This window comes from Pseudomonas sp. NPDC089741, from assembly GCF_044748825.1.
GTDB lineage: Bacteria > Pseudomonadota > Gammaproteobacteria > Pseudomonadales > Pseudomonadaceae > Aquipseudomonas > Aquipseudomonas helmanticensis.
Window position 1 is genome coordinate 112,320 of the sequence record NZ_JBIVGT010000004.1, and the last position, 23,777, is coordinate 136,096.

Below are 23,777 nucleotides of genomic sequence, written 5' to 3' on the forward strand. Positions count from 1 at the left end.
TGTCCGCAATGCCGGAAGGGCTGCCATCCCCTTAGCCAAGACAGGTGACGCTCACGCACGATGAGCGCGCCTTTATGATCGGAGCAGATCATGAATAACAACAACAACGACCAAAGCCTTACGCAAATTGAAACCCACGGGGTCGAACAGATCCCGGACCACGAACGCAGCGCAGGCCCGACGGACTTGTTCCGGATGATCTTCGGCGGTTCGAATACCTTTGCCACCGCCGTGCTCGGCAGTTTCCCGGTGCTGTTCGGTCTGTCTTTTCAGGCCGGCGTCTGGGCGATTGTGTCGGGCGTGCTGCTCGGCTCGCTGATCCTCGCACCGATGGGCCTGTTCGGCCCGCTCAATGGCACCAACAATGCCGTGTCGTCGGGTGCGCACTTCGGCGTGCACGGGCGAATCGTCGGTTCGTTCCTGTCGCTGTTGACCGCTATCGCGTTTTTCTCGCTCTCGGTGTGGAGTTCGGGGGATGCGCTGATCGGTGGTGCAAAACGCCTGATCGGTCTGCCGGAAACCGACCTGACCCTGGGCCTGGCCTACGGTCTGTTCGCGATCCTGGTGCTGACCGTGTGCATCTACGGCTTCCGCTTTTTGCTGTGGGTGAACAAGATCGCGGTGTGGAGCGCCAGCCTGTTATTCCTGCTGGGCATCTTCGCCTTTGCCGGTCCTTTCGATGTGAACTACGCCGGTACGGTGAACCTCGGTCAGCCGGGCTTCTGGGCCGCGTTCATCGGCGCTGCGCTGGTAGCGATGAGCAATCCGATATCCTTCGGTGCGTTCCTCGGTGACTGGTCGCGCTACATCCCGCGTGACACCTCCAAGCAGCGGATCATGGCAGCGGTGGTGCTGTCGCAGATCGCCACGTTCATCCCGTTCCTGTTCGGCCTGACCACCGCGACCATCGTCGCGATCAAGGCGCCGGACTACATCGCGGCGAACAACTATGTCGGCGGTTTGCTGGCGGTGTCGCCGAGCTGGTTCTTCCTGCCGGTGTGCCTGATTGCGGTGATCGGCGGCATGTCCACCGGCACCACCTCGCTGTATGGCACCGGGCTGGACATGTCCAGCGTGTTCCCGCGTGTTCTCTCGCGAGTGAAAGCGACGTTGCTGATCGGCGTGCTGTCGATTGCCTTCATCTTCATCGGCCGATTTGCCGCGAACCTGGTGCAGAGCGTGTCGACCTTCGCCGTGCTGATCATCACCTGCACCACGCCATGGATGGTGATCATGATCATCGGTCTGCTGGTGCGTCGCGGCTTCTACTGCCCGGATGACCTGCAAGTGTTCACGCGCGGCGAACAGGGCGGACGCTACTGGTTCAGTCACGGCTGGAACTGGCGCGGTCTGGGTGCCTGGATCCCGAGCGCGGCGGTTGGCCTGTGCTTCGTCAATCTGCCGGGGCAGTTCGTTGGCCCGCTGGGTGAAATGGCCGGCGGCATCGACATCAGCTTGCCGGTGACCTTGGGCCTGGCTTCGGTGGTGTACCTGACGCTGCTGAGCCTGTTCCCCGAACCGCGCGAAGTGTTCGGCCCGAAGGATGTGCGCAGCCAAGTCATAGAGAAACCTGAACTGCGCCAGGCCGCCTGATTAAACACAAACCCTGTAGGAGTGAGCCTGCTCGCGATGACTGCAGCACATCCAACATCGATGTGACTGAAAGACCGCTATCGCGAGCAGGCGAAGGCCTACAAGGGAAATGATTTTGGCCTCACCATAAAAAAGACAATCGGAGACACGCCATCATGGCTTTGGATTTATTCGTCGTCCTCATCTACGCCGCCGGCATGCTTTTGCTCGGCTACTTCGGCATGCGCAAGGCCAAGACCAACGAGGACTTTCTCGTTGCCGGTCGTAACCTCGGCCCAAGCCTGTACATGGGCACCATGGCCGCGACCGTACTCGGTGGCGCGTCCACCGTCGGCACCGTGCGTCTGGGTTACGTGCATGGCATTTCCGGTTTCTGGCTGTGCGCGGCACTCGGTTGCGGCATCGTCGCGCTGAACCTGTTCCTCGCCAAACCGCTGCTGAAACTGAAGATCTATACCGTTACCCAGGTCCTCGAAAAACGCTACAACCCGATGGCCCGCTCGGCGAGCGCCGCAATCATGCTGGCCTACGCGCTAATGATCGGCGTGACCTCGATTCTGGCCATCGGCACCGTGCTGCAAGTGCTGTTCGGCCTGCCATTCTGGATCTCGGTATTGCTCGGCGGTGGCGTCGTGGTGGTGTACTCGGCAATCGGCGGCATGTGGTCGCTGACCCTGACCGACATCGTCCAGTTCATCATCAAGACCGTGGGCCTGATGTTCATCCTGTTGCCGATCTGCCTGTACCGCGTTGGCGGTTGGGACGAACTGGTGCTGAAACTGCCGGCGACTGCCTTCAGCTTCACCACCATCGGCTGGGACACGATCATCACCTACTTCATGATCTACTTCTTCGGCATCCTGATCGGTCAGGACATCTGGCAACGGGTGTTCACCGTCAAGACCGCCAAAATCGCGCAGTACGCTGGCAGCATCGCGGGCGTCTACTGCATCGTCTACGGTCTCGCCTGCGCGCTGATCGGCATGGCCGCTCACGTGCTGATCCCGGATCTGGACAACGTCAACAACGCCTTCGCCGCCATCGTCAAACTGTCGCTGCCGGACGGCATCCGTGGTCTGGTGATCGCTGCCGCACTCGCGGCGATGATGTCCACCGCCAGCGCCGGCCTGCTCGCTGCGGCCACCACCCTGACTGAAGACCTGCTGCCGAAACTGCGTGGCGGCAAACCGTCGAGCCTGCGCATCAACCGCCTGTTCACCCTGCTCACCGGTGTGGTCGTGCTGGGTATCGCGCTGGTGGTGAACGATGTGATCAGCGCCCTGACCCTCGCCTACAACCTGTTGGTGGGCGGCATGCTGATCCCCCTGATGGGAGCGATCTTCTGGAAACGCGCGACCACGGCCGGCGCCATCGCCAGCATGGGCCTGGGCTTTGCCACGGCGTTGCTGTTCATGTTCAAGGACGGTCTGGATGCGAACACGCCGATCTACTACAGCCTGGCTGTGGGTCTGGTGAGTTTCGTGGTGGTCAGCCTGGTCTCCCCTCGCCCGGCGACAGTGGCGAGTGCGATCTAAGCTTTGATGTAACGACTTGATGCTTTCTTCGACGGGTGTGGCGTCGGTTGCCACACCCGTTTTTTTCGTCTGGAGAAAAGTGAATATGAGGATCGTTTCGCGCGATCAGTGGTTTGAAGTGCAGAGTTTGGGCGATGGCATTCGGCTGATCCATGAGCCGTATATCCGCCCGTTCTACCGCTGCAACCTGTGGCATGTGCAGGGCCGCGACAAAGACCTGCTGCTGGATAGCGGCTCAGGGCTGGTCAGCCTGCGCGAGCAATTGCCGTGGATTACCGAACGGCCATTGGTGGCAGTCGCCAGTCATTGCCACTTCGACCACATCGCCGGGCATCATGAGTTTGACGAGCGGCTGGTGCATCGCGCCGAAGCGGACATTCTGGCGGCGCCGGATGGCGAGAATGATCTGAGCCGCGCCTTCGTCGGTGACGACATGTTCGAGGCGCATCCGGATTGCCCGTTGTGCTACGCCGAATACCGGGTCAGAGCCGCGCCCGCGACCGGGTTTGTCGAGGACGGCGATGTGCTCGATCTGGGCAATCGCACGCTGCAAGTGCTGCACACGCCGGGGCACTCGCCAGGCGGAATCAGCCTGTACGAGGCGGCGACTGCAACCCTGTTCAGCGGCGACATCATCTACGACGGGCCGCTGATCGAAGACGCCTACCATTCCAATCTGCAGGATTACGCCACCAGTCTGCGACGTTTGCAGGCGTTGCCGATCCGCACCGTGCATGGCGGGCATTTCGGCAGTTTTGCCGGAGAGCGTTTGCGCTCGATGATTGACGAATGGTTGCGCGGGCACGCCTGAGGCCTGCTTCACTCAAGCAGAACAACTATCGAAATATCTGCCATGAGAAGAGCTGCCGTGCGTGCCGCCGTGCACCGGTTCATCCGCCGTTTGCTGGAAAACCGCGAATTCAATGACCACACCAGCCTGGTGCAATTGGGTCTGGAGAAAGCCGATATCGAGGATCTGATCTTTCATCTGGAAGATGAATTCGGACTGACGGCGTTCACCGCCGAGGAAGACCGCATGCTCAAGACCGCGAGGACCGCGAATGACTTGAGCCGGTTCTTGCTTGAAATTGGTCGGCACTGAAAGCAAAAGATCGCAGCCTGCGGCAGCTCCTACATTGATCCGTGTAGGAGCTGCCGCAGGCTGCGATCTTTTGATCTTTTATTAATGCACTACCGCCGACGAGGCTGGCGCCGACGCTGTTCGTCGTCCGTGCGGATCGGCACAGGTTGCAGAGGCGGTTCGATCAAGCCGAGGGCAACACCCAAATCATGCAGCCAGTTTTGAATTTTCTCTTTCATCGTCATGCCCCCTTCAGGGTGGTGCTGAGCGGCCGGAATTCTGAGGCCGCTTCGCACTGATAATAGTCCGAAGTCCTACGCAATGCTCGGCCAAATCCGCAATGATCTGTTACTGAATTGAACAGAGTCTGCCAGCATTGGTTCACGCTGTTTCGCGGGTTTCGATCTGAGCCGCAGGATAGACCGCTTGCTGCACCTCAACCCAGGCGTTCAGGTTGGCACCGACCATGCCCTTGCGCCACATGAGCCACGTTGTCGCACCCACGAATGGCTCGGCCAACGGATGCACCGCGACGCTATCGCGCCCCGGCAGACTGGCGAGCATCGACTCCGACATCAGCGCCACGCCACTGCCGGCAATCACGCAGGCGAGCATGCCCTGATACGACTCGATCTCCATCGCCCGGCCCATCGACGCGTGGTAATGCGCAAACCACGCTTCCAGGCGCATGCGGTAGGAGCAGCCGCGACGAAAGGTGAACACCGAACGCCCCTCCACATCCCGGGCACTCGTGACTGGCGGATGATCGATTTCAGTGATCAGCACCAGCCGCTCCTCGCACAACGGCACGCCATCAAGGCCGGCCAATTCCAGCGGGCCATCCACCAGCGCCGCATCCAGCCGCCCGGTGAGCAGACCTTCGAGCAACTCACCGCTCGGCGCCGACTGCACTTGCAGATTCACCGCCGGATACGCCTTGTGATAGCGCGCCAGCAACGCCGGCAAATGAATCGCCGCCGTGCTGTACATGGTGCCAAGGACAAAATCCCCCGCCGGCTGTCCACCCATCACTGCCGCACTGGCCTGATCGCGCAATGCAAACAGTTTGCCGGTGTAGTCCAGCAGGACTTTGCCCGCTGGCGATAGCTGCAAGCGCTGACGCTCGCGCAGGAACAGTTCGACGCCGAGTTGCTCTTCGAGCTGTTTGAGCCGAGTCGACAGATTCGACGGCACCCGGTGCAGGCGTTCGGCGGCGCGGGTAATCGAACCCTCCTCGGCCACGGCCTGAAAAATCCGCAGTTGGCTGAACTCCACAACCTTTCTCCAGAACAGAACAAGTTACTCACTATTATTCAATTTTAAAGAAAGTCAATCAGTCCTAGCCTGACAGTCATTACAGCTTTCTACGGAAATCCGACCATGTCACCACTGACGCGCCTGTGCGCCTGCTTCGTCGCCCTGATGATGGCCATGGGCATCGGGCGTTTCGCCCTCACCCCGCAAATGCCGCACCTGCTCAGCGAAGGCCAGTTCGACCTGACCGCCGCCGGTCTGATTGCCGCAGCCAACTACCTCGGTTACCTGTTGGGCGCGGTGGATGCAATGTTCGCGCATCGCCCGCAGCAAGTGCTGCGTCGGCTGCACGGTGGGCTGTGGTTGTGCGTGCTGCTGACGCTGGCATCGTTCTGGGCTGACGGGTTCTGGTCGCACCTGGTGCTGCGCTTCGGCACCGGGGTGGCGAGTGCCTGGGTGTTGGTGATGATCACATCGTTGAGTCAGCCGCTGGCGGCGGCAGCCGGTCGTCCGAGGCTGGGTGCGCTGGTATTTGCCGGACCGGGTCTGGGGATTTTTCTCACAGGCTTGCTGGCGCTGGTCTCACATCTGCTGCAGCAGACCTCGGCGACGTTGTGGCTGATTTATGCCGTGGCCGCATTGCTGATGCTGCTCGGGGTGTGGCGAATTCTGCCGCAACCGGTCGCCGCCGCATCAGTCGTCGCGGCTCACGTCAGTCCGTCGCATCGCGGTATCGGCCGTCTGGCACTGATCTATGCGCTGTATGGCGTGGGTTACATCATCCCGGCGACGTTTCTTTCGCAAATGGCCAATGCGCAGTTTCACGGGCAATGGCAGGCCGATCTGTTCTGGCCGTGCTTTGGTTTGGGTGCGGCGATCGGCGTGCTGCTGGTGAGCTTGCGCCGACATGACCCTGAGACCACACGGCACTGGCTGACGGCGACACTATGGCTGCAAGCCGTCGGGGTGTTTGCCTGTCTGCTGGGCAGTGGCCTCGGTCTGGCACTGGGCGTAATTCTTTGCGGCACGCCGTTCCTTGCGTGCATGCAACTGGTGATGCAGCGCTCGCGAGAGCTGGCGCCGCACGCCACCCAGCGCAATGCCGGCATGCTCACCGCCTGCTTCGCCGTCGGTCAACTCAGCGGCCCCTTACTGGCGGCACTGAGCAGTCATTACAGCGGCAGTTTGCATCCGGCGTTGGTGATCGCCGGCAGCGGTTTGCTGATTGCCGGCGGCCTGGCGATGCAATCGGTCAGTGCTGGCCGAGCGCTTTGCGCAAACGCCGACGTACCCACTGCTCGGCGCTGACAAAGGTGATGCCGAGCAGCACCAGCACTGCGCCAACGACGAAGTTAAGGGTCAGTTGTTCGCCCAGCAGCAACACGCCGAAAGTGACGCCGAACAACGGCGTCATGAAGGAAAACACCGCCAGGTTGGCCGCCAGATAACGCCGCAGTAGCCAGAACCAGACCAGATAACTGAAGAACGACACGACCAGTCCCTGAAACAGCACACTGGCCACGGCCACGGGCGTCAGACTGACGTGGGTAATCTGACCGCTGAACAGTGCGATCAACAGCAGACCGACGAAGCCGACGATCAACTGATAGAACAGGGTCAATGTCACCGGCGCTTCCGACAGCCGCGAGGCACGCACCACCACCGTAGTCGCGCCCCAACAGGCACCGGCCAATACACCGAAGGCGTCGCCCAGCAGCATGCGCCGGTCGAGGTTGTCCCACGACACACCGCCGGCAAAAGCAATCGCGATACCGATGAACGCCAGCAGAATGCCCAGCCATTGCACCGGTCGCAGGCGCTCGCTGGCCAACAGAAAGTGCACCCCCAACGCGGTAAAAATCGGTGCGGTGTAGAGGAACACCGACATATGCGCGGCAGTGGTCAGTTGCAGGCCTTCGGCAATGAAGAAGAACTCCAGACCGAACAGCGCACCGGCGAGCAAACCACCGCGCCAAGTGTTGCCGACCTGATCCCAACCGCCCTTCCAGCAGATCAGCAGCCCGACCAGCAACGCGGAAATCCCCGAACGCGCGGCAGCCTGCATCACGGGTGCAATGTCCGGCGCGGCCCACTTGATCATCACTTGCTGCACGCCCCAGATCAGGCACAGGCCGATCATCACCTGCAAGGCAAAACGGTCGGCGTTACGCCGATCGACACTCACCGCAACACCTCGAACACACACAACATGGCAGGCCATCCAATGGTCAATAACAGTGCGGGGATTATCAATCAGTCAGACGGAAAAAGCCGTCTGAAAAAGACATTCAGTTCTTCAGTGGCGTCAGGGTTGAATCGCGGATGGCTTCGCCATCTATCGCCAGCAGGCTGGCTCCTACAGTTGATCGCATTCCCCTGTAGGAGTGAGCCTGCTCGCGATGGCGTCAGTTCAATCGACGCAGTTTAGCGATCAACTCCAGCAAACCGCCTCGCCAGCAAAAACCCGACGGTACAGGCCAGCGCAGTGGCAAACGTCCCCCATGCCCAATCCATCAACGTCACCTGCACTGACCAGCCGCGCAGCGTCGCCCAATTGGTCAGGTCATAGGTGCCATACGCCACCAGCCCCAGCAACGCGCCCATCTTCGCCGCGCGCTGCCAACTCAGTGCCGGCAGCACCACAAACACCACGCAACCAAAAACATACAGGCAATAAAAAACCGCTGCGGGCACCAGCAGCGGTTTTTCCAGCATCAGCGAACCGAGCAGCTCGCGATAGGTCGGCGCCATCAGCAGGCCGAGCCAGATGCCGTCGAGCAGCAGAAACGTCAGCAGCGTTGCAACGTAAGCCATCAGCGTTCTATTCATCACACCGCCCTCAATGTAGGAGCTGCCGCAGGCTGCGATCTTTTGATATTGCTTTTAAAAGACAAGATCAACAGATCGCAGCCTGCGGCAGCTCCTACATCGGGCCAGCGGTGGCTCAGGTTAGTTCAATGCGATCGGCGTGGATGACGATCTTGCCTTCCTTGTACAGCGCACCTATGGCCTTCTTGAAGTTGCCTTTGCTGACGCCGAACAGGCTGCTGATCAGCGCCGGATCGCTCTTGTCGCTGACCGGCAGGGTGCCGCTGTTGTCACGCAACTTGGCGAGGATCTTCGAGTTCAGGCTGCTGGCCGCTTCCTGGCCAACCGGTTGCAGGCTCAGGGCAATCTTGCCGTCGGCACGCACTTCCTTGATGTAGCCCTTCTCGCTCATGCCGGCGCGCATGAACTTGAAGATTTCGTTCTTGTGGATCAAACCCCAGTGCTTGTTGTTGATGATCGCCTTGAAACCCATCTCGGTGGCTTCGGCAACCAGCAGGTCAACTTCCTGGCCCTGGCTGTAGTTGGCCGGAGTCTTGTCGAGGTAGCGATCCAGCCGCGCGGTGGCGGTAATGCGGCGGGTGTGCTTGTCGAGATAGACGTGCACCACACAGTATTCGCCGGCGGTCATCTGCCGTTTCTCTTCGGAATACGGCAGCAACAGATCCTTCGGCAGCCCCCAATCGAGGAACACGCCGATGCTGTTGACTTCAACAACTTTCAGGCTGGCAAATTCACCGACCTGAACTTTTGGTTTTTCAGTGGTAGCGAGAAGTTTGTCTTCGCTGTCCAGATAAACAAATACGTTGAGCCAGTCTTCATCTTCACTGGGAATATCTTTAGGGATATAACGGTTGGGCAAAAGAATTTCGCCGTCGGCACCGCCGTCCAGATATAAACCGAAGTTAGTGTGTTTAACCACTTGCAAACTGTTGTAACGCCCGACTAAAGCCATTTCCAGAACCCTCATTGCGTGGGCGGCATTCTACCCGGTTTTGCCTGCAAGGTTCGCCGGCTGATCGGCGCTTTGCGGGAAATCCGCGCAAAGCCTTGAATTTCCTTGATCACCACCACGCGCGCTGCCGCCCGTCAGTCGGTTATGCGCCTTCGCGGCAGATTGCCACACCGCCAGGATTCATTAGTGTTCTTATTTAAAACAGCAGGTTAGCGGGTTATTTCGAATATTGAATCGAGAATAATGCAGCACGCCGCTTGGTTATTCCGGGGGATATTTACCAAGCAATTGTCAAGTTATTCCTGTACGATGCCTGGCCGAGTTACTTTTCTACAGGTTAATGGCCGCCATGCGTGTAAAAGCATCCACCAGCAAAGCAAAGCCAGCTCCAGCCGTTGAAACCAGCGAATCGATCAACGATCAGATCGCAGCGTTCCTCAAGTCCGGCGGCGAGATCCAGCAAATTGCCAAAGGCGTCAGTGGCCAGACGTTCGGCCCGTCCAAGCAGATCAGCCTGGGCAAGAAGTAACACCCGGTTTTACACCCGTCCAGAGGCGCTTTGAGCTTCGAAGCGCCTGGACTGGCACCGCGAAACACCCTCCCCGCTTTAAACAAATCAAATACCGAAAATTCTGAAAATCGACGAACGGCCATCAATGCCGAACATTCGCCGGTATCCTTGCACGCGTCTGGATCAAGCGTTTCAGCAGGCCCGCCGTCCTGCGCTCGCTGTTCATGGAGTGACGCATGCGCAAAACATCCTGTTTATTACTCGTTGGCCTGCTGGCCGGTACGACCGCACACGCGCAGGTTTTCCAGCGTGAAATGGGCGACTTCGACCTCAAGCTCGGCACCACGCCAACGCGCAGCATGGCCCAGGGCCTGGTCAAACCCTCGGCGGCCGGGTCGTTTCATGGCGGCCTCGATCTGAGCCACGACAGCGGCCTCTATGTCGGCCAATACGCACCGAGCATGGGCATCACGCCGGGCAAGAATCTCGAAATCGATTCCTACGTCGGTTTTAAACAACCCTTCGATCAAACCCTCGGCTACGAAGTCGGCATGATCCACTACAGCTATCCCAGCGTGGAAACCCTCGACAGCCAGGAGCTGTTCGGTGGCCTGACTCTGCTCGGCAGCCGTTTCGGCGTGGCTTTGAGCAACGACCCGGATAAACAGAACAACACCCTGTTTGCCGACCTTGGCGGCAATCAGCCGTTCGGCATTGGCGTCAGCATGAAATACACCACCCACCAATTGAACACGCCAGTCGCCGTGGACGGTGGTTATGTCAGCAGTTTCACCGATTGGTCAGTACAACTGTCGCGGCCGTTCATGGGCGTCGACCTTGACCTGATCTACAGCAACTCCAGCCTCAGCGGCAGCGATTGCTCGGCCTATTCCGGGCACAACAGCCAGTGCGACGGCCTCGTCACCCTCAAGGCCGAACGCGCGTTCTATTGATCGGCTGAACTGCCGCGCGCATCCTGCATCACATAAGAATCAGACTTTCGAAGCCAGGCCAACGCAAGGATTCGCCCATGTCTCGCTGGTTCAAACACATTGCCGTTCTGCTGACCTTTACCCTCGCCCTCGGCGCCTGCAGCCGTGTCGGCCTCGCCTATCGCAACCTCGACGTGATCATTCCCTGGACGCTCAGCGACTACGTGGACATGAACGGCGAGCAGAAAGACTGGTTCAACGAGCGTCTCAAGGAACACCTCACTTGGCATTGCACCACGCAACTGCCGGGCTATCTCGATTGGCTCGATCGCCTGCAAACGATGGTCGAGAGCAATCAGGTCACCGACGCCGCACTGCAGGCGCGTACGGCGGAGGCCAAAAAAGCCATCGCCGAAACCGCGAAGGAAATCACCCCGTCGGCCATCGAATTGCTGCAAGGCCTGGACGACAAGCAGGTGGCCGAAATGAATGATGCGTTTGCCAAGGATTTGCGCAAACGCCAGCAGGAATACCTCAAGCCCCCGCTGAATCAACAAATCGCCGAGCGCGGCGCACGCATGGACAAGCGCTTGAACGACTGGCTCGGACCATTGAGCGCAACTCAGGAACAACGAGTGATGGCCTGGTCGACCGCTTTGGGTGATCAGAACACCCAATGGATCGCCAACCGTGAGCATTGGCAGAAGCAATTCAGCGCCGCCGTGGCGCAGCGCAAAAGTCCCGAATCCCCAAAGAGAATCGAGACGCTGCTGGTCAATCGCGAAAGCTTGTGGACAGCCGATTACCGCAAGGCCTACGCCGATACTGAAGCGCAGGCGCGCGCGCTGGCGGTGGATTTAATGGCCGAGAGTACGCCGCAACAGCGGCAGCGGTTGTTGAAGAAGATCGAGGGGGTGCGTAAGGACTTCAATGACCTCAAATGCCTCAAGGCCGCGAAGCAGAATTAGAAGATCAAAAGATCGCAGCCTTCGGCAACTCCTACAGAGATCCGTGTAGGAGCTGCCGAAGGCTGCGATCTTTTGATTCAGGCGATCTGGGCTTTGGAAGCCACTTCATCAAATGTCGCCTCGGCCAGCGCATCTTCCTGCTCATCCAGCACCTGACGCGGATGGTCATTGCCGGGAATGCTGCTGTCGATCAGGCTCAGCAGGCTCGAACCGCGTGGCGTCAGGACAAAATTGTTGCCGGTGCTGCCCTCTTCATCCGGACGCGGTGCGATGTAGCCACGCAACAACAGCAAGCGTTCATAGTCGCAGGCCAGCGTTTTCAGATGGTCAAGGTTGTCGATCGGCTCGCCGGCGCTGGCTTTCGCTGCGGCGTAGTCTTCGGCGTAGGCACGAGGGGCAAAACTATGGCCGGCGCTGTTTTGCACTTCATGCAGCAAGCGCTCAATCAAATCCCAGTTATAAGTCGTCATCCTGATTCAACCTCCGGTGCGCGTGATTTATGGCGCGTTCATAGGTTGTGACCGGAGCTGCTCGCAGCCGTTCAGCCGCATGTTGCGCGACGACCGACCGGCGGTCTGTCGATTTGCCGGAGGGTTAAACGACTAATCTGAAACAGACGGTTTCAACCCCGCAGGAGAAATCATCATGAACGTTGAGAATCATCCGGTGGTATCGCGCGAAGAATGGCTCGCCGCCCGCAAACAACATCTCGCCGACGAAAAAGCCTTCACCCAACAACGCGACCGCCTCAGCGCCCAACGTCGCGCATTGCCATGGCTGAAAGTCGACAAGGATTACCATTTTCAAGGCCCGAACGGCGAATTGAAACTGGCCGATCTGTTCGGCAAACACAGCCAGTTGATCGTTTATCACTTCATGTTTGCCAAGGATTGGGAGGAAGGTTGTCAGGGCTGCTCTTTCCTCAGTGACCATATCGATGGCGCCAACCAGCATCTGGCGCATCACGACATTGCGCTGGTGGCTGTTTCCCATGCGCCATTCAACGAGTTTCAGGCGTTCAAACAACGGATGGGCTGGAAATTCGACTGGGTGTCGTCAGAAGGCTGCGACTTCAACTATGACTTCGGCGTGTGCGCCCGTGCCGACGATGTCGCGGCAGGAACGGCTACCTACAACTACGAAAAGACCGACAGCGCCGAGGAAGAAATGCCCGGGCTGAGCGTGTTCTATCGCGACGCAAATGGCGACATCTTCCATACCTATTCAACCTATGCCCGTGGTCTCGACATGCTGGTCGGCGCCTACAACTACCTCGACCTCACGCCCAAGGGCAGGAATGAAGACGAGATCATGGAGTGGGTTCGGCATCATGATCGATACGAGACGCAGACCCCCTCCGATTGCTGTCATAGCAAATAGCCTGATTGTGCGTATGGTGCTGGTCGCAAGCACGATCAGCGCCGCTATAATCCGCGCTCCTCCCAAACATGAACGGCTGCCATGTATCGTCGTCTCGCTCTGATTCTGCTCGCCTGTTTCGCTCTCGTACTCATCAGCATTCCAGTGTTTTTCGTCAAGACGTCTTACAGCCCGGCGACGCTGATTGCGTCGGCGTATCAGGAAGGCATTTTTGGCAAACCTGATCCGGCGAAAGCCACTGAATGGTTCCGCTACGCGGCCAACAAGGGCGATCCCATCAGCGAATACCAGTTGGCAAGACGCCTTCAGTACGGTCAAGGCGTCGAAATTGACACTGTGGCCGCGCGTAAACTGTTCACTCACTCAGCCGACCAGGGTTATGCACCGGCTCAGCACTTCATGGCGCTGTTGGCGCTCGCCGGGATTGATGAGCCACAGGACTTTGTCAAAGCGGCCCACCTTTTATCGTTGGCAGCAGCACAAGGTTATGCGAACTCGCGAGTCGAACTGGGCTACCTGTATCGATCAGGAACAGGGGTAAAACAGGACCCTGCCCGAGCATTCGAACTGGCTGAAAAAGCCGCGGCCCAGGGAAATGACCGCGGGATCACGTTGTTGGCAACGATCTATCTCTTTGGTGAAGGCATTCCCCAGGATCAGAAAAAAGCCATCGAACTGCTGCAGCAGGCGGCGGCACTCGGCGAAGATCAAGCCGAGGAAATGCTCGGTGGTGCTGCGCTGAACGGGATCGGCTCGCCAAAAAACACCGCGACCGCGCTGCAGTGGTATACCAAAGCGGCGGAGCATGGCCGCGAGAACGCGCAGTTTGTGTTGGGCCTGCTCTATTCGGGGCAGGACGGCGGTCCCAAGGACGATCGGTTGTCCAGCCACTGGTATCTCCAGGCCGCCCTTCAGGGACATGCCGTTTCTCAAGTCACACTGGCTGCCCGTCTCGACAATGGTTTGGGTTTCAGCAAAAGCAAAACCAAGGCATGCGCCATGTTGCGAGTGGCGCTCAAACAAGACCTGCCCGACAATATTCGTCAGCCTATGCAGCAGCAACTGAAAACCGAAGAAGGGGTTTTGAGTTCGCAGCAACTTGATGAGGTGGCGTCGCTGGAAGTACTTTATTCGACCCCGGAAGGCATGAAGCAACTTGAAGGCGAGTTGGTGAAACAAGGCTGAGCCGTCTATCCCAGTGAACTTTTTTGCTCATTGCAGCCTCAACCGGTTAACCCGCCTTAACCGGAACTGAGGCCCTCCCCATGAAAACCCTGATCAAGCTCACTCTCGCCGCCACTCTTGCCTGCGCCCTGCCCGTCTGGGCCTGTACGCCGGAAGAGGCCACCACCAAACGTGAACAACTGGCCAAGGAAGTTGCCAAGCTCACCGAACAGAATCCGGCCAAGGCCAAGGAGATCAATGCCGAGTTGCAGAAGATGGATCTGGGCACGGCCAGTGCGGATTTGCCGGACAAGTGCCAGTTGATTGATCAGCGGTTGAAAGAGCTGGATTCGGCCGAGAAGAAAACCGAGGGCTAATAGCAAAATCAAAAGATTGCAGCTTCCGCAGCTCCTGCACAAACCCCGTAGGAGCTGCCGCAGGCTGCGATCTTTTGACCGTGAAAATGCATAAATGCATTTATTTATTTGCACAAACGCATATCCATGACTAGGGTTACATCGAGCAAGGAGATCGGCACCCGCCATCGGAGATGGCAACCCTTTAACGCCGATCGCTCTGTAATACCGCAACACCCACACAAGCTGGACGCTTGTTTTCATTCATGGAGGATTGAAAAATGTTAACCACTGAAGCAACACACTTTACCGCCGAGACACTGCCAGGATGTCTGCTTGGCCGATTGCTCGACCCGCAACTGGTCGAGGTCGAAGCGGCTGAAAAAATCAGCGCCCTCGCCGCTGGCAGTCTCAACTTCAACATGCAGCAACAGACTCAGACCAACTGGTGCTGGGCCGCCGTTTCCGCCTCGGTCGGCAACTATTACGGCACCGGCAACTGGACTCAGTGCGGTGTTGCCAGCACCCAGCTGGACCGTAACTGCTGCAATCAGCCGGGGCCGTGCAACGTCTACGGCTACCTGGATTCCGCTCTGCAAACCACCCGCAGCTACAACGGCATGAATCAGGGTTCGCTGCAGATGTCGGCCATCCAGAACCAGATCAGCATGGGCCGCCCGGTCGGTCTGCGCTGCGCCTGGTACGGCGGCGGCGCGCATTTCCTGACGATCTACGGCACCAACGGCGATTACGTTTTGGTCGCCGACTCGATCTACGGCTATTCGACGCGTGCGCTGAATGCCTTTCCCCGTGCTTACAACGGCGGCGGCAACTGGACTCATACCTACTTCACCGTGAAAAACTAGGAGGGCGACATCATGCAACTGACTTATCCAAAGGCGCCTTCCAACGGCGTACAGACTTTGCGCCCGGCGCTGCAAGCCGCGCTGCAAACCCAGGGTTTTGGTGCCAATCGGCAGTTCGCCAATGCGGCGCCGGCGAAGATCAGTCTCAGCGAGGCCTATCGAGGCTATTCGCTCAGTCTGGATGACCTGAGCAACGGCAAAGGGCTGAAAGACGCACGAATCGGCGACTGGCATTATTTGGTGTTTGCCGATGGCGTAACGATTGCCGATGCGCAACTGGCCGAGGTTCGCGGGCATGTCGAGTTCGCCTCGTTGAACCATGGCGATCACGCCGCCGCTGCGGTAGGTGCGCTGAAACTGGCGGAACAAGCACCGCAGCTCCAGGGCAAAACCGTCGAACTGCGCGTGCTGTTCGTTTCGGCGCTGCACGTTGTCGCGATCTGGCTGCATGGCGACGGTGAGGATGTGCTGATCCCGATCGAACCGACGCCGAAAGCATTCGGGGTCATGCAGCTGCACGGCGAAGCGGCATTGCTCGCTGCCTTGAAACCGGCAGCTGATCAGGCCAAGCGACGCTTCGACGCGGACACCAGCGGTCAACTCGGCAATTGATGGAGGAAAAAAAACCCGGACATTGTCCGGGTTTTTTTATGCACGCTTGAAACGCCTTACTCAGCCGCAGGCTCTGCTGGCTTGCGGCGCTTGAGCGGTGCCATGCCGTCGCTGCTGACCAAAGAGTCCGGCTTCGGACGGTTGGCGCTCTTGCGCTTGGTCGGCGTCTTGGCGGCAGTTTTCTTCTTGTCGCCCTTGGCGTCGGTCTTTTTCTTCTTCACGCCAACGGCTTTGCCCGAGGCCTTGACCTTCTTCGGCCCGCCGTAGACGCCTTTGACTTCCTTGATGGTGCGGCGCTCGAAGCTCTGTTTCAAGTAGCGCTCGATGCTCGACATCAGGTTCCAGTCGCCGTGGCAGATCAGCGAGATCGCCAGGCCGTCGTTGCCGGCACGACCGGTACGACCGATGCGGTGCACGTACTCGTCGCCGCTGCGTGGCATGTCGAAGTTGATCACCATGTCCAGACCATCAACGTCCAGACCACGGGCGGCAACGTCAGTGGCCACGAGAATCTTCACGCCGCCTTGCTTCAGACGGTCGATCGCCAGTTTGCGATCCTTCTGGTCTTTCTCGCCGTGCAGCACGAACGCTTTGTATTCCTGAGCCACCAGGCGGCCGTAGATGCGGTCGGCCATGGCGCGGGTGTTGGTGAAGATGATCGCCTTCTGATACGTCTCGTTGGCCAGCAGCCAGTTCACGATCTGCTCTTTGTGCTGATTGTGGTCGGCGGTGATGATTTGCTGACGGGTGGTCGAGTTCAGCTGGCTGACCGCGTTGAGCTGCAAGTGCTCAGGGTTGTTCAGCACCTTGGCGATCATCTCGCGCAGGCCGGAACCACCGGTGGTGGCCGAGAACAGCATGGTCTGCTGACGGTTCGGGCATTCGTCGACCAGACGCTGGACGTCTTCAGAGAAGCCCATGTCGAGCATGCGGTCGGCTTCGTCGAGCACCAGTACTTCGACTTCTTTCAGGTCGAGGTTGCCGGCGTTGAGTTGCTCGATCATGCGGCCCGGGGTGCCGATGAGGATGTCCGGCACTTTGCGCAGCATCGCGGCCTGAACCTTGAAGTCTTCACCGCCGGTGATCAGGCCGGACTTGATGAAGGTGAACTGTGCGAAGCGTTCAACTTCCTTCAAAGTCTGCTGGGCCAGCTCGCGGGTCGGCAGCAGGATCAGCGTCTTGATGCTGACGCGGACCTTGGCCGGGCCGATCAGGCGATTGAGGATCGGCAGAACGAAAGCGGCGGTCTTGCCGCTACCGGTTTGCGCAGTCACCCGCAAATCACGCCCTTGGAGCGCCAGCGGAATGGCCGCGGCTTGCACAGGCGTTGGCTCGACAAATTTCAGCTCGGCCACAGCTTTAAGCAGGCGTTCGTGCAGGGCGAATTGGGAAAACACGGGTGCTACCTCGAAGATATGCAAAAAAACAGCTGCATAGGTTACCGGTTTCGAGCGCTCAGGCCGAGTTTCTTTATGCAAACGGACGCAATCAGTGGCTTTTTTGTTGCTCGATTTGTCTCCAACGGTAATACACCGCGTCTTAAATGCTCTAATCGCCCATCGCGTCTTACAGAAGAATCGTTGCTCATATGGATTTCAAACAGCTCTGGCTCAACGCCCAGGACCTCTGGGGCACTCTCGAACAGCATCCGCTCTTGCAGGCCGGTCTGGCTCTGACGGTGTTGCTGGTCATCGCGTTACTGCTCGGACGAGTGGCGCGCTATCTGATCCTGCACGCCAGTCGCATGCTCGGTCGCCAGCCGGCGCTGCACTGGATCAATGATTTTCGCCACAACAAGGTGTTTCAGCGCCTGGCGCAGATGACTCCGTCGCTGGTGATCCAGTTCGGCCTGCATCTGGTGCCGGAACTGAGCAAGACCGCCATGACCTTCCTCGGCAACGTGGCGTTGTCGTTCACCATTCTGTTCCTGCTGCTGTCGGTCAGCGCCCTGCTCAATGCACTGCTCGATATCTATGCACGCACTGAGCACGCCCGCACACGCTCGATCAAAGGCTATGTGCAACTGGCGAAAATGGTTTTGTACGTGTTCGGCGCGATCATCATCGTCGCGACATTGATCGACCGCTCGCCGTTGTTGCTGCTTTCGGGTCTGGGCGCGATGTCGGCGGTGATTCTGTTGGTCTACAAGGACACCTTGTTGTCGTTCGTCGCCAGTGTGCAGTTGACCAGCAACGACATGCTGCGGGTCGGCGACTGGATCGAAATGCCGCAAGTCGGCGCCGATGGCGACGTGGTCGACATCACCTTGCACACGGTCAAGGTGCAGAACTTCGACAAGACCATCGTTTCGATTCCGACCTGGCGCTTGATGTCCGAGTCGTTCAAGAACTGGCGCGGCATGCAGCAATCCGGCGGGCGGCGAATCAAGCGCAGCCTGTTCATCGACGCCAGCGGCGTGCGTTTCATCCGCGATGATGAGGAGGAGAAACTCTCGCAGGTGCACCTGCTGACCGACTACATGAGCCGCAAGAAAGCCGAGCTCAAGGCTTGGAACGAGGCGCAGGGCAATGTCGCGGCGATGTCGGCGAACCGTCGCCGGATGACCAATATCGGCACGTTCCGGGCATACGCGTTGGCGTATCTGAAGAGTCACCCGGAGATTCAGCCGAACATGACCTGCATGGTCCGCCAGATGCAGACCACGGCGCAGGGCATTCCGCTGGAAATCTACTGTTTCACCCGCACCACGGCGTGGGCCGATTACGAGCGGATTCAGGGGGATATTTTTGATTATCTGCTGGCGGTGCTGCCGGAGTTTGGCTTGAGCCTGTATCAGCAGCCGAGTGGTGGGGATTTGCGCTCTGGCCTGCTGCCAGCGGTGCTCGGCGCGGCCAGCATCCCCGAGCCGCAAAAACACCTCCTGTAAAACACAATTCCCCTGCAGGAGCTGCCGCAGGCTCCGATCTTTTGACTTTAAAGATCAAAAGATCGCAGCCTGCGGCAGCTCCTACAGGGGTTATGCGGTGCGTCTGATGCCGAGGCGGCTGATCCACACGGCGGCGAGGATGACGCTACCGCCGAGGAACAACCGCCCCAGCTCCTCATGCTGATTCCAGATCAGCAAATTCAGCAGCAAACCCACCGGCACATGCAAATTGTTCATCACCGCCAGCGTACCGCCGTTGACCATGCACGCACCCTTGTTCCACCAGTACATGCCCAGCGCGGTCGAGACCAGGCCGAGGAACAGCAGCACGCCCCATTGCAGCGGTGCTTCCGGCAGGAAGTTGGCTTTGCCGAACATCAGGAAAGCCGGTAATACCACCGCCAGCGCACCGAGGTAGAAGAAGCCAAAACGCCGGTAATGCGGCAAATCACTCGGATGCTTCGCCACCAGATGTTTGTACATCACCTGCCCGGCGGCGTAGGTGAAGTTGGCCAGTTGCAGCAGCAGGAAACCCATGAAGAAGTCCGGGTTGATGCTGTCAAAGCGAATCACCGCCGCACCACCCACCGCCACCAGTGCGGCAACCAGCGCCCACGGGTTGAAGCGGCGGTTCAAGGCATCTTCGATCAACGTCACGTGCAGCGGCGTGAGGATGGTGAACAGCAACACCTCAGGCACCGTCAGCACGCGGAAGCTCAGGTACAGGCAGACGTAGGTCACGCCGAACTGCAAGGCGCCGATCATCAGCATGCCGCGCATGAACGACGGTTCGACCGAGCGCCAGCGCGTCAGCGGAATGAACACCAGCCCGGCCAGCACGACACGCACCAGCACCGCGAAGTAACTGTCGACATGACCAGCGAGGTATTCGCCGATCAGGCTGAAGGAAAACGCCTGGATCAGCGTGACAAAAAGTAGATAGCCCATGCTCGCCCCTAATTCGAATGGCGGCGACGATAGCGGGTTTTCGATTCCGCAACCAACAAAAATCCCCGTGTAGGAGCTGCCGCAGGCTGCGATCTTTTGATCCTGGTTTTTAAAATCGACATCAAAAGATCGCAGCCTTCGGCAGCTCCTACACGGGGATCGGAGAATCGTGGGCAAAAAAAAGCCCGATCTCGCTAATGCGTTCAATCGGGCTACAGCACTCAGGAGCAAAAAGTGCAAAGGGAGGTTCGATGCGCGTAGAGCCTTGAAGGGGTTGCGCCAGGTCACTTAAACAATCGGAGATTATCTGGCGATTAACATATCAAGCGACCTGGGACAGCTTGGCGTTGGCCTGGTTGAGGCCTTTCTCCTGGAAATCACCGCCGAGGTTCATGCCTTCGGCGTGAATGAACGTCACGTCGTGGATGCCGATGAAGCCCATTACCTGACGCAGGTACGGTTCCTGATGATCTGCCGGGCCGCCGGCGTAGATGCCGCCGCGAGCCGTCAACACGTAGGCACGCTTGCCACTGAGCAGGCCTTGCGGGCCGGTTTCGGTGTACTTGAAGGTCACGCCGGCACGCAGCACGTGGTCGAGCCAGGCTTTGAGGGTGCTCGGGATGGCGAAGTTGTACATCGGCGCGGCCATCACCAGCACGTCGGCAGCCACCAGCTCATCGGTCAGTTCGTTGGAGCGATCCAGCGACGCTTGTTCGCTGGCGTTGCGTTGCTCGGCAGCTTTCATCCAGCCGCCCAACAGGTTGCTGTCCAGGTGTGGCACCGGATTGACGGCGAGGTCACGCACAGTGATCTGATCGGCCGGGTGCGCGGCTTTCCACTGACGGATGAAGGTCTGGGTCAGTTGACGGGATACCGAGTCTTGCTGGCGGGCGCTGCTTTCGATGATCAGAACGCGGGACATGTTGTGTAGCCTCCATCCGAGAATGTTGTAGGTCGATGGAGTGAAGGTTAAACAGAGTCGAATCGATGAAAAAGCGCAAATAATTGCTATAACACATCGATAAATTCGTTTATAAGCTGACACATACCCTTGTAGGAGTGAGCCTGCTCGCGATAGCGGCGTGTCAGCCAACATTAATTCATCTGATAGACCGCTATCGCGAGCAGGCTCACTCCTACAGGGGGTCGACTGTTATTTCGGGGTGCAGGTCAGTTCGATGCGCAGCTTGATGATGGTGCGGGTGAACTTGGCCGTGGCGTTCTTGTGTTTGCCCGCCGGTACATCGATGTTGCGTGTACGCGGTGCTTCCGGGCCATTGCTGAATTTCGCTTTGCACGTCGCATCGACATCACCGTAGTTGGCCACCCGGATCGAGCCGATGTCGTTATCCGTGTCGTAGGTTTCGTAGTCGATTTTCATGCCGTTGAGATTTTTCTGCACATCGATCGGGTACGCAAAAGCAGTCAGCGGAAGCAGCGCCAGCACCACACAACAGAATTTTTTCATTCGGCAGTCTCCATGAGGGACGGCCAGCTTAGGACAAGAGGAGCTATTGATGAAAGCGCCCCGCGTGACCCTTGATCAATGGCGAACATTGCAGGCCGTGGTCGACCATGGTGGTTTTGCCCAGGCCGCCGAGGCCCTGCACCGTTCGCAATCGTCGGTGAGCTACACCGTCGCCCGCATGCAGGACCAGCTCGGCGTGCCGTTGCTGCGCATCGACGGGCGCAAAGCGGTGCTCACTGAAGCGGGCGGCGTGTTGCTGCGCCGCTCGCGGCAACTGGTGAAACAGGCCAGCCAACTGGAAGACCTCGCCCACCATATGGAACAAGGCTGGGAAGCCGAGGTGCGTCTGGTGGTCGATGCTGCGTATCCAAGCGCGCGGATCGTGCGCGCACTGACCGCGTTCATGCCGCAGAGTCGTGGTTGCCGCGTGCGTCTGCGTGAGGAAGTGTTGTCGGGCGTGGAAGAAGTGCTGCTCGAAGGCGTGGCCGATCTGGCGATCACCGGCCTGAGCATTCCCGGTTACCTCGGTGCGGAGTTGAGCGACGTCGAGTTTGTCGCCGTGGCGCATCCCGATCACCCGTTGCACCGGCTCAACCGCGAGCTGAGTTTTCAGGATCTGGAAACCCAGATGCAGGTGGTGATCCGTGATTCCGGCCGCCAACAGCCACGAGACGTCGGCTGGCTCGGCGCCGAACAGCGCTGGACCGTAGGCAGCCTCGCCACCGCCGCCACATTTGTCAGCAGCGGCCTGGGTTTTGCCTGGCTGCCACGGCACATGATCGAACGCGAATTGAAGGAAGGTTCGCTCAAGCTGCTACCGTTGGATCAGGGCGGCAGCCGCAACCCGAGTTTCTATCTGTATTCGAACAAGGACAAACCCTTGGGCCCGGCCACGCAAATCCTCATCGAACTGCTGCGCACCTTCGATACCCTGCCGTTGGATGCGCCGTACGCCGCCCCTGAACAAGCCTGACACGGAGTTCACCGATGGCCTATTTCGAGCACGAAGGTTGCAACCTGCACTACGAGGAATATGGCCACGGCACGCCGTTGCTGCTGGTGCACGGGCTCGGCTCGAGCACACTGGACTGGGAAATGCAGATCCCGGCACTGGCCGCGCATTACCGGGTGATCGTCCCGGATGTGCGTGGCCATGGGCGCTCGGACAAACCCCGCGAGCGCTACAGCATCGCCGGATTCAGCGCGGATTTGTTCGCGCTGATCGAACACCTCAAGCTTGGCCCGGTGCATTACGTCGGGCTGTCGATGGGCGGCATGATCGGCTTCCAGTTCGCAGTCGATCAACCGCAATGGCTCAAGAGTCTGACCATCGTCAACAGTGCGCCTGAAGTCAAAATCCGCAGCCGCGACGATTATTGGCAATGGTTCAAGCGCTGGAGCCTGATGCGCGTGCTCAGCCTCGCGACTATCGGCAAAGCCCTCGGTGGCAAACTTTTTCCGAAACCGGAACAGGCCGATTTGCGGCAGAAAATGTCCGAACGCTGGGCAAAAAACGACAAACGTGCTTATCTCGCCAGCTTCGATGCGATTGTTGGCTGGGGGGTTCAGGAACGACTTTCCCGAGTGACCTGTCCAACCCTCATCGTCAGTGCCGACCGTGACTACACCCCCGTCGCACTGAAAGAAACCTATGTAAAACTGCTACCCGATGCGCGGCTGGTGGTGATCGCCGACTCGCGCCACGCCACCCCGCTCGACCAACCCGAACGCTTCAATCAAACGCTGCTGGAGTTTCTCGCCACAGCCGAAAATCAATCTCAGGATCACTGACCCATGCTGAAAAAACTCGCCCTCGCCGCTGGTACCGTGCTGTTTGCCGCCAACCTGATGGCTGCCACGCCAGCCAAAGCACCGCACGTGCTGCTGGACACCACCAACGGCCAGATCGAAATCGAACTGGACCCGGTCAAGGCACCGATCAGTACCAAGAACTTCCTTGAGTACGTCGACAGCGGTTTCTACACCAACACCATCTTCCACCGCGTGATCCCGGGCTTCATGGTTCAGGGCGGCGGCTTCACCCAACAAATGCAACAGAAAGACACCAAGGCCCCGATCAAGAACGAAGCCAGCAATGGCCTGCACAACGTTCGCGGCACCCTGTCGATGGCGCGTACCTCCAACCCGGATTCGGCCACCAGCCAGTTCTTCATCAACGTGGCTGACAACGCTTTCCTCGATCCGGGTCGCGACGCTGGTTACGCGGTGTTCGCCAAAGTGGTCAAGGGCATGGATGTCGTAGACATCATCGTCAATTCGCAAACCACCACCAAAAGCGGCATGCAAAACGTGCCTGTCGACCCTGTGATCATCAAGTCGGCCAAGCGCATCGACTGAGTACTGCAGGGCATATCGAGTGGCGCCGGCCTGATCCCGCGCCGCTCACACTGATAAAAGGAGAGCCCGTACTCCGGGTGGTT

The 23,777-nt window shown here is 58.9% G+C and carries 27 protein-coding genes; 17 read left to right on the plus strand and 10 right to left on the minus strand.

From position 1 onward, the window contains the following. The first annotated feature begins 90 nt into the window (after positions 1–90). From ACIPZE_RS06000 to ACIPZE_RS06015, 4 genes are all read left to right on the plus strand, one after another. Positions 91–1,593: a cytosine permease gene (locus ACIPZE_RS06000; protein ID WP_129390704.1), complete on the plus strand. Its 1,503-nt coding sequence runs from the start codon at positions 91–93 to the stop codon at positions 1,591–1,593. Between the two features lie 155 nt (positions 1,594–1,748). Then, complete coding sequence (locus ACIPZE_RS06005; protein WP_400771946.1) at positions 1,749–3,128, plus strand: sodium:solute symporter; 1,380 nt, start codon at positions 1,749–1,751, stop codon at positions 3,126–3,128. A gap of 85 nt (positions 3,129–3,213) precedes the next feature. Next, on the plus strand, positions 3,214–3,939 hold the full coding sequence (locus ACIPZE_RS06010) for an MBL fold metallo-hydrolase (RefSeq protein ID WP_400771948.1): 726 nt from the start codon (positions 3,214–3,216) through the stop codon (positions 3,937–3,939). 42 nt (positions 3,940–3,981) lie between these two features. Beyond that, positions 3,982–4,230, plus strand: a complete 249-nt coding sequence (locus ACIPZE_RS06015) for an acyl carrier protein (protein WP_158836264.1) — start codon at positions 3,982–3,984, stop codon at positions 4,228–4,230. Between the two features lie 89 nt (positions 4,231–4,319). Here the strand turns inward: ACIPZE_RS06015 and ACIPZE_RS06020 are convergent, their stop codons facing one another. Continuing rightward, positions 4,320–4,448 (minus strand): PA1414 family protein, encoded by a 129-nt coding sequence (locus ACIPZE_RS06020; RefSeq protein ID WP_003184145.1) that lies wholly within the window; start codon positions 4,446–4,448, stop codon positions 4,320–4,322. Between the two features lie 142 nt (positions 4,449–4,590). Continuing rightward, a complete protein-coding gene (locus ACIPZE_RS06025) occupies positions 4,591–5,484 on the minus strand; it encodes a LysR substrate-binding domain-containing protein (RefSeq protein ID WP_400771949.1) in 894 nt (297 codons plus the stop codon). Positions 5,485–5,589: 105 nt separating this feature from the next. On the opposite strand from ACIPZE_RS06025, the gene ACIPZE_RS06030 reads away from it, so the two are divergent. Beyond that, positions 5,590–6,771: an MFS transporter gene (locus ACIPZE_RS06030; protein WP_400771950.1), complete on the plus strand. Its 1,182-nt coding sequence runs from the start codon at positions 5,590–5,592 to the stop codon at positions 6,769–6,771. Here the strand turns inward: ACIPZE_RS06030 and ACIPZE_RS06035 are convergent. From ACIPZE_RS06035 to ACIPZE_RS06045, 3 genes are all read right to left on the minus strand, one after another. Further along, entirely contained in the window at positions 6,716–7,648 is a 933-nt protein-coding gene (locus tag ACIPZE_RS06035; RefSeq protein WP_129390685.1) for a DMT family transporter, read from the minus strand. The two genes, ACIPZE_RS06030 and ACIPZE_RS06035, sit on opposite strands and share 56 nt — an antisense overlap. A gap of 239 nt (positions 7,649–7,887) precedes the next feature. Then, a complete protein-coding gene (locus ACIPZE_RS06040) occupies positions 7,888–8,292 on the minus strand; it encodes a DUF2177 family protein (RefSeq protein ID WP_400771952.1) in 405 nt (134 codons plus the stop codon). A gap of 115 nt (positions 8,293–8,407) precedes the next feature. After that, positions 8,408–9,244, minus strand: a complete 837-nt coding sequence (locus ACIPZE_RS06045) for a S1 RNA-binding domain-containing protein (RefSeq protein ID WP_129390679.1) — start codon at positions 9,242–9,244, stop codon at positions 8,408–8,410. 340 nt (positions 9,245–9,584) lie between these two features. Here ACIPZE_RS06045 and ACIPZE_RS06050 point away from each other — a divergent pair, with 340 nt between their 5' ends. The 3 genes from ACIPZE_RS06050 (at position 9,585) to ACIPZE_RS06060 (ending at position 11,655) form a co-directional block, all read left to right on the plus strand. Next, a complete protein-coding gene (locus tag ACIPZE_RS06050) occupies positions 9,585–9,773 on the plus strand; it encodes a hypothetical protein (protein WP_016985943.1) in 189 nt (62 codons plus the stop codon). Between the two features lie 218 nt (positions 9,774–9,991). Further along, entirely contained in the window at positions 9,992–10,708 is a 717-nt protein-coding gene (locus ACIPZE_RS06055; protein WP_283437298.1) for a TorF family putative porin, read from the plus strand. A 77-nt stretch (positions 10,709–10,785) separates the two neighbouring features. Next, a complete protein-coding gene (locus tag ACIPZE_RS06060) occupies positions 10,786–11,655 on the plus strand; it encodes a DUF6279 family lipoprotein (protein WP_400771954.1) in 870 nt (289 codons plus the stop codon). Positions 11,656–11,732: 77 nt separating this feature from the next. Here ACIPZE_RS06060 and ACIPZE_RS06065 read toward each other — a convergent pair whose 3' ends face one another. Beyond that, positions 11,733–12,125, minus strand: a complete 393-nt coding sequence (locus ACIPZE_RS06065) for a transcriptional regulator (protein WP_400771955.1) — start codon at positions 12,123–12,125, stop codon at positions 11,733–11,735. Positions 12,126–12,300: 175 nt separating this feature from the next. Between ACIPZE_RS06065 and ACIPZE_RS06070 the strand changes: the two genes are divergently transcribed. The 5 genes from ACIPZE_RS06070 to ACIPZE_RS06090 all read left to right on the plus strand — a co-directional run bounded on the left by ACIPZE_RS06070 (position 12,301) and on the right by ACIPZE_RS06090 (position 16,033). Further along, the gene (locus ACIPZE_RS06070) at positions 12,301–13,035 is read left to right on the plus strand and encodes a DUF899 domain-containing protein (RefSeq protein WP_400771957.1); all 735 of its coding nucleotides are present in this window, start codon (positions 12,301–12,303) and stop codon (positions 13,033–13,035) included. 81 nt (positions 13,036–13,116) lie between these two features. Beyond that, positions 13,117–14,220 carry a tetratricopeptide repeat protein gene (locus ACIPZE_RS06075; protein WP_400771959.1) on the plus strand — a complete coding sequence of 368 codons (1,104 nt, stop codon included), beginning with the start codon at positions 13,117–13,119 and terminating at the stop codon, positions 14,218–14,220. A gap of 80 nt (positions 14,221–14,300) precedes the next feature. Continuing rightward, positions 14,301–14,576, plus strand: a complete 276-nt coding sequence (locus tag ACIPZE_RS06080; protein ID WP_400771961.1) for a hypothetical protein — start codon at positions 14,301–14,303, stop codon at positions 14,574–14,576. A 260-nt stretch (positions 14,577–14,836) separates the two neighbouring features. Continuing rightward, positions 14,837–15,421, plus strand: coding sequence for a papain-like cysteine protease family protein (locus ACIPZE_RS06085; RefSeq protein ID WP_129390660.1), 585 nt, complete (start codon positions 14,837–14,839; stop codon positions 15,419–15,421). A gap of 12 nt (positions 15,422–15,433) precedes the next feature. Beyond that, positions 15,434–16,033: a hypothetical protein gene (locus ACIPZE_RS06090; RefSeq protein ID WP_129390657.1), complete on the plus strand. Its 600-nt coding sequence runs from the start codon at positions 15,434–15,436 to the stop codon at positions 16,031–16,033. A 56-nt stretch (positions 16,034–16,089) separates the two neighbouring features. On the opposite strand, the gene ACIPZE_RS06095 is transcribed toward ACIPZE_RS06090, so the two are convergent. Next, a complete protein-coding gene (locus tag ACIPZE_RS06095) occupies positions 16,090–17,430 on the minus strand; it encodes a DEAD/DEAH box helicase (protein ID WP_129390653.1) in 1,341 nt (446 codons plus the stop codon). 191 nt (positions 17,431–17,621) lie between these two features. Between ACIPZE_RS06095 and ACIPZE_RS06100 the strand changes: the two genes are divergently transcribed. Then, positions 17,622–18,920, plus strand: coding sequence for a mechanosensitive ion channel family protein (locus tag ACIPZE_RS06100; protein ID WP_400771963.1), 1,299 nt, complete (start codon positions 17,622–17,624; stop codon positions 18,918–18,920). Between the two features lie 90 nt (positions 18,921–19,010). On the opposite strand, the gene ACIPZE_RS06105 is transcribed toward ACIPZE_RS06100, so the two are convergent. The 3 genes from ACIPZE_RS06105 to ACIPZE_RS06115 form a co-directional block, all read right to left on the minus strand. Next, positions 19,011–19,868 (minus strand): carboxylate/amino acid/amine transporter, encoded by an 858-nt coding sequence (locus ACIPZE_RS06105; RefSeq protein ID WP_283437304.1) that lies wholly within the window; start codon positions 19,866–19,868, stop codon positions 19,011–19,013. A 322-nt stretch (positions 19,869–20,190) separates the two neighbouring features. Further along, the gene (locus tag ACIPZE_RS06110; RefSeq protein WP_129390618.1) at positions 20,191–20,790 is read right to left on the minus strand and encodes an FMN-dependent NADH-azoreductase; all 600 of its coding nucleotides are present in this window, start codon (positions 20,788–20,790) and stop codon (positions 20,191–20,193) included. A 231-nt stretch (positions 20,791–21,021) separates the two neighbouring features. Beyond that, the gene (locus ACIPZE_RS06115) at positions 21,022–21,336 is read right to left on the minus strand and encodes a 3-phosphoglycerate kinase (protein WP_129390615.1); all 315 of its coding nucleotides are present in this window, start codon (positions 21,334–21,336) and stop codon (positions 21,022–21,024) included. Between the two features lie 49 nt (positions 21,337–21,385). Between ACIPZE_RS06115 and ACIPZE_RS06120 the strand changes: the two genes are divergently transcribed. From ACIPZE_RS06120 to ACIPZE_RS06130, 3 genes are read left to right on the plus strand one after another with little or no spacing between them, the layout of a single operon-like run. Then, positions 21,386–22,309 (plus strand): LysR family transcriptional regulator, encoded by a 924-nt coding sequence (locus ACIPZE_RS06120; RefSeq protein ID WP_129390612.1) that lies wholly within the window; start codon positions 21,386–21,388, stop codon positions 22,307–22,309. Between the two features lie 14 nt (positions 22,310–22,323). Beyond that, positions 22,324–23,127 carry an alpha/beta fold hydrolase gene (locus tag ACIPZE_RS06125; protein WP_400771966.1) on the plus strand — a complete coding sequence of 268 codons (804 nt, stop codon included), beginning with the start codon at positions 22,324–22,326 and terminating at the stop codon, positions 23,125–23,127. A gap of 3 nt (positions 23,128–23,130) precedes the next feature. Next, the gene (locus ACIPZE_RS06130) at positions 23,131–23,694 is read left to right on the plus strand and encodes a peptidylprolyl isomerase (RefSeq protein WP_283437308.1); all 564 of its coding nucleotides are present in this window, start codon (positions 23,131–23,133) and stop codon (positions 23,692–23,694) included. Positions 23,695–23,777 lie beyond the last annotated feature (83 nt).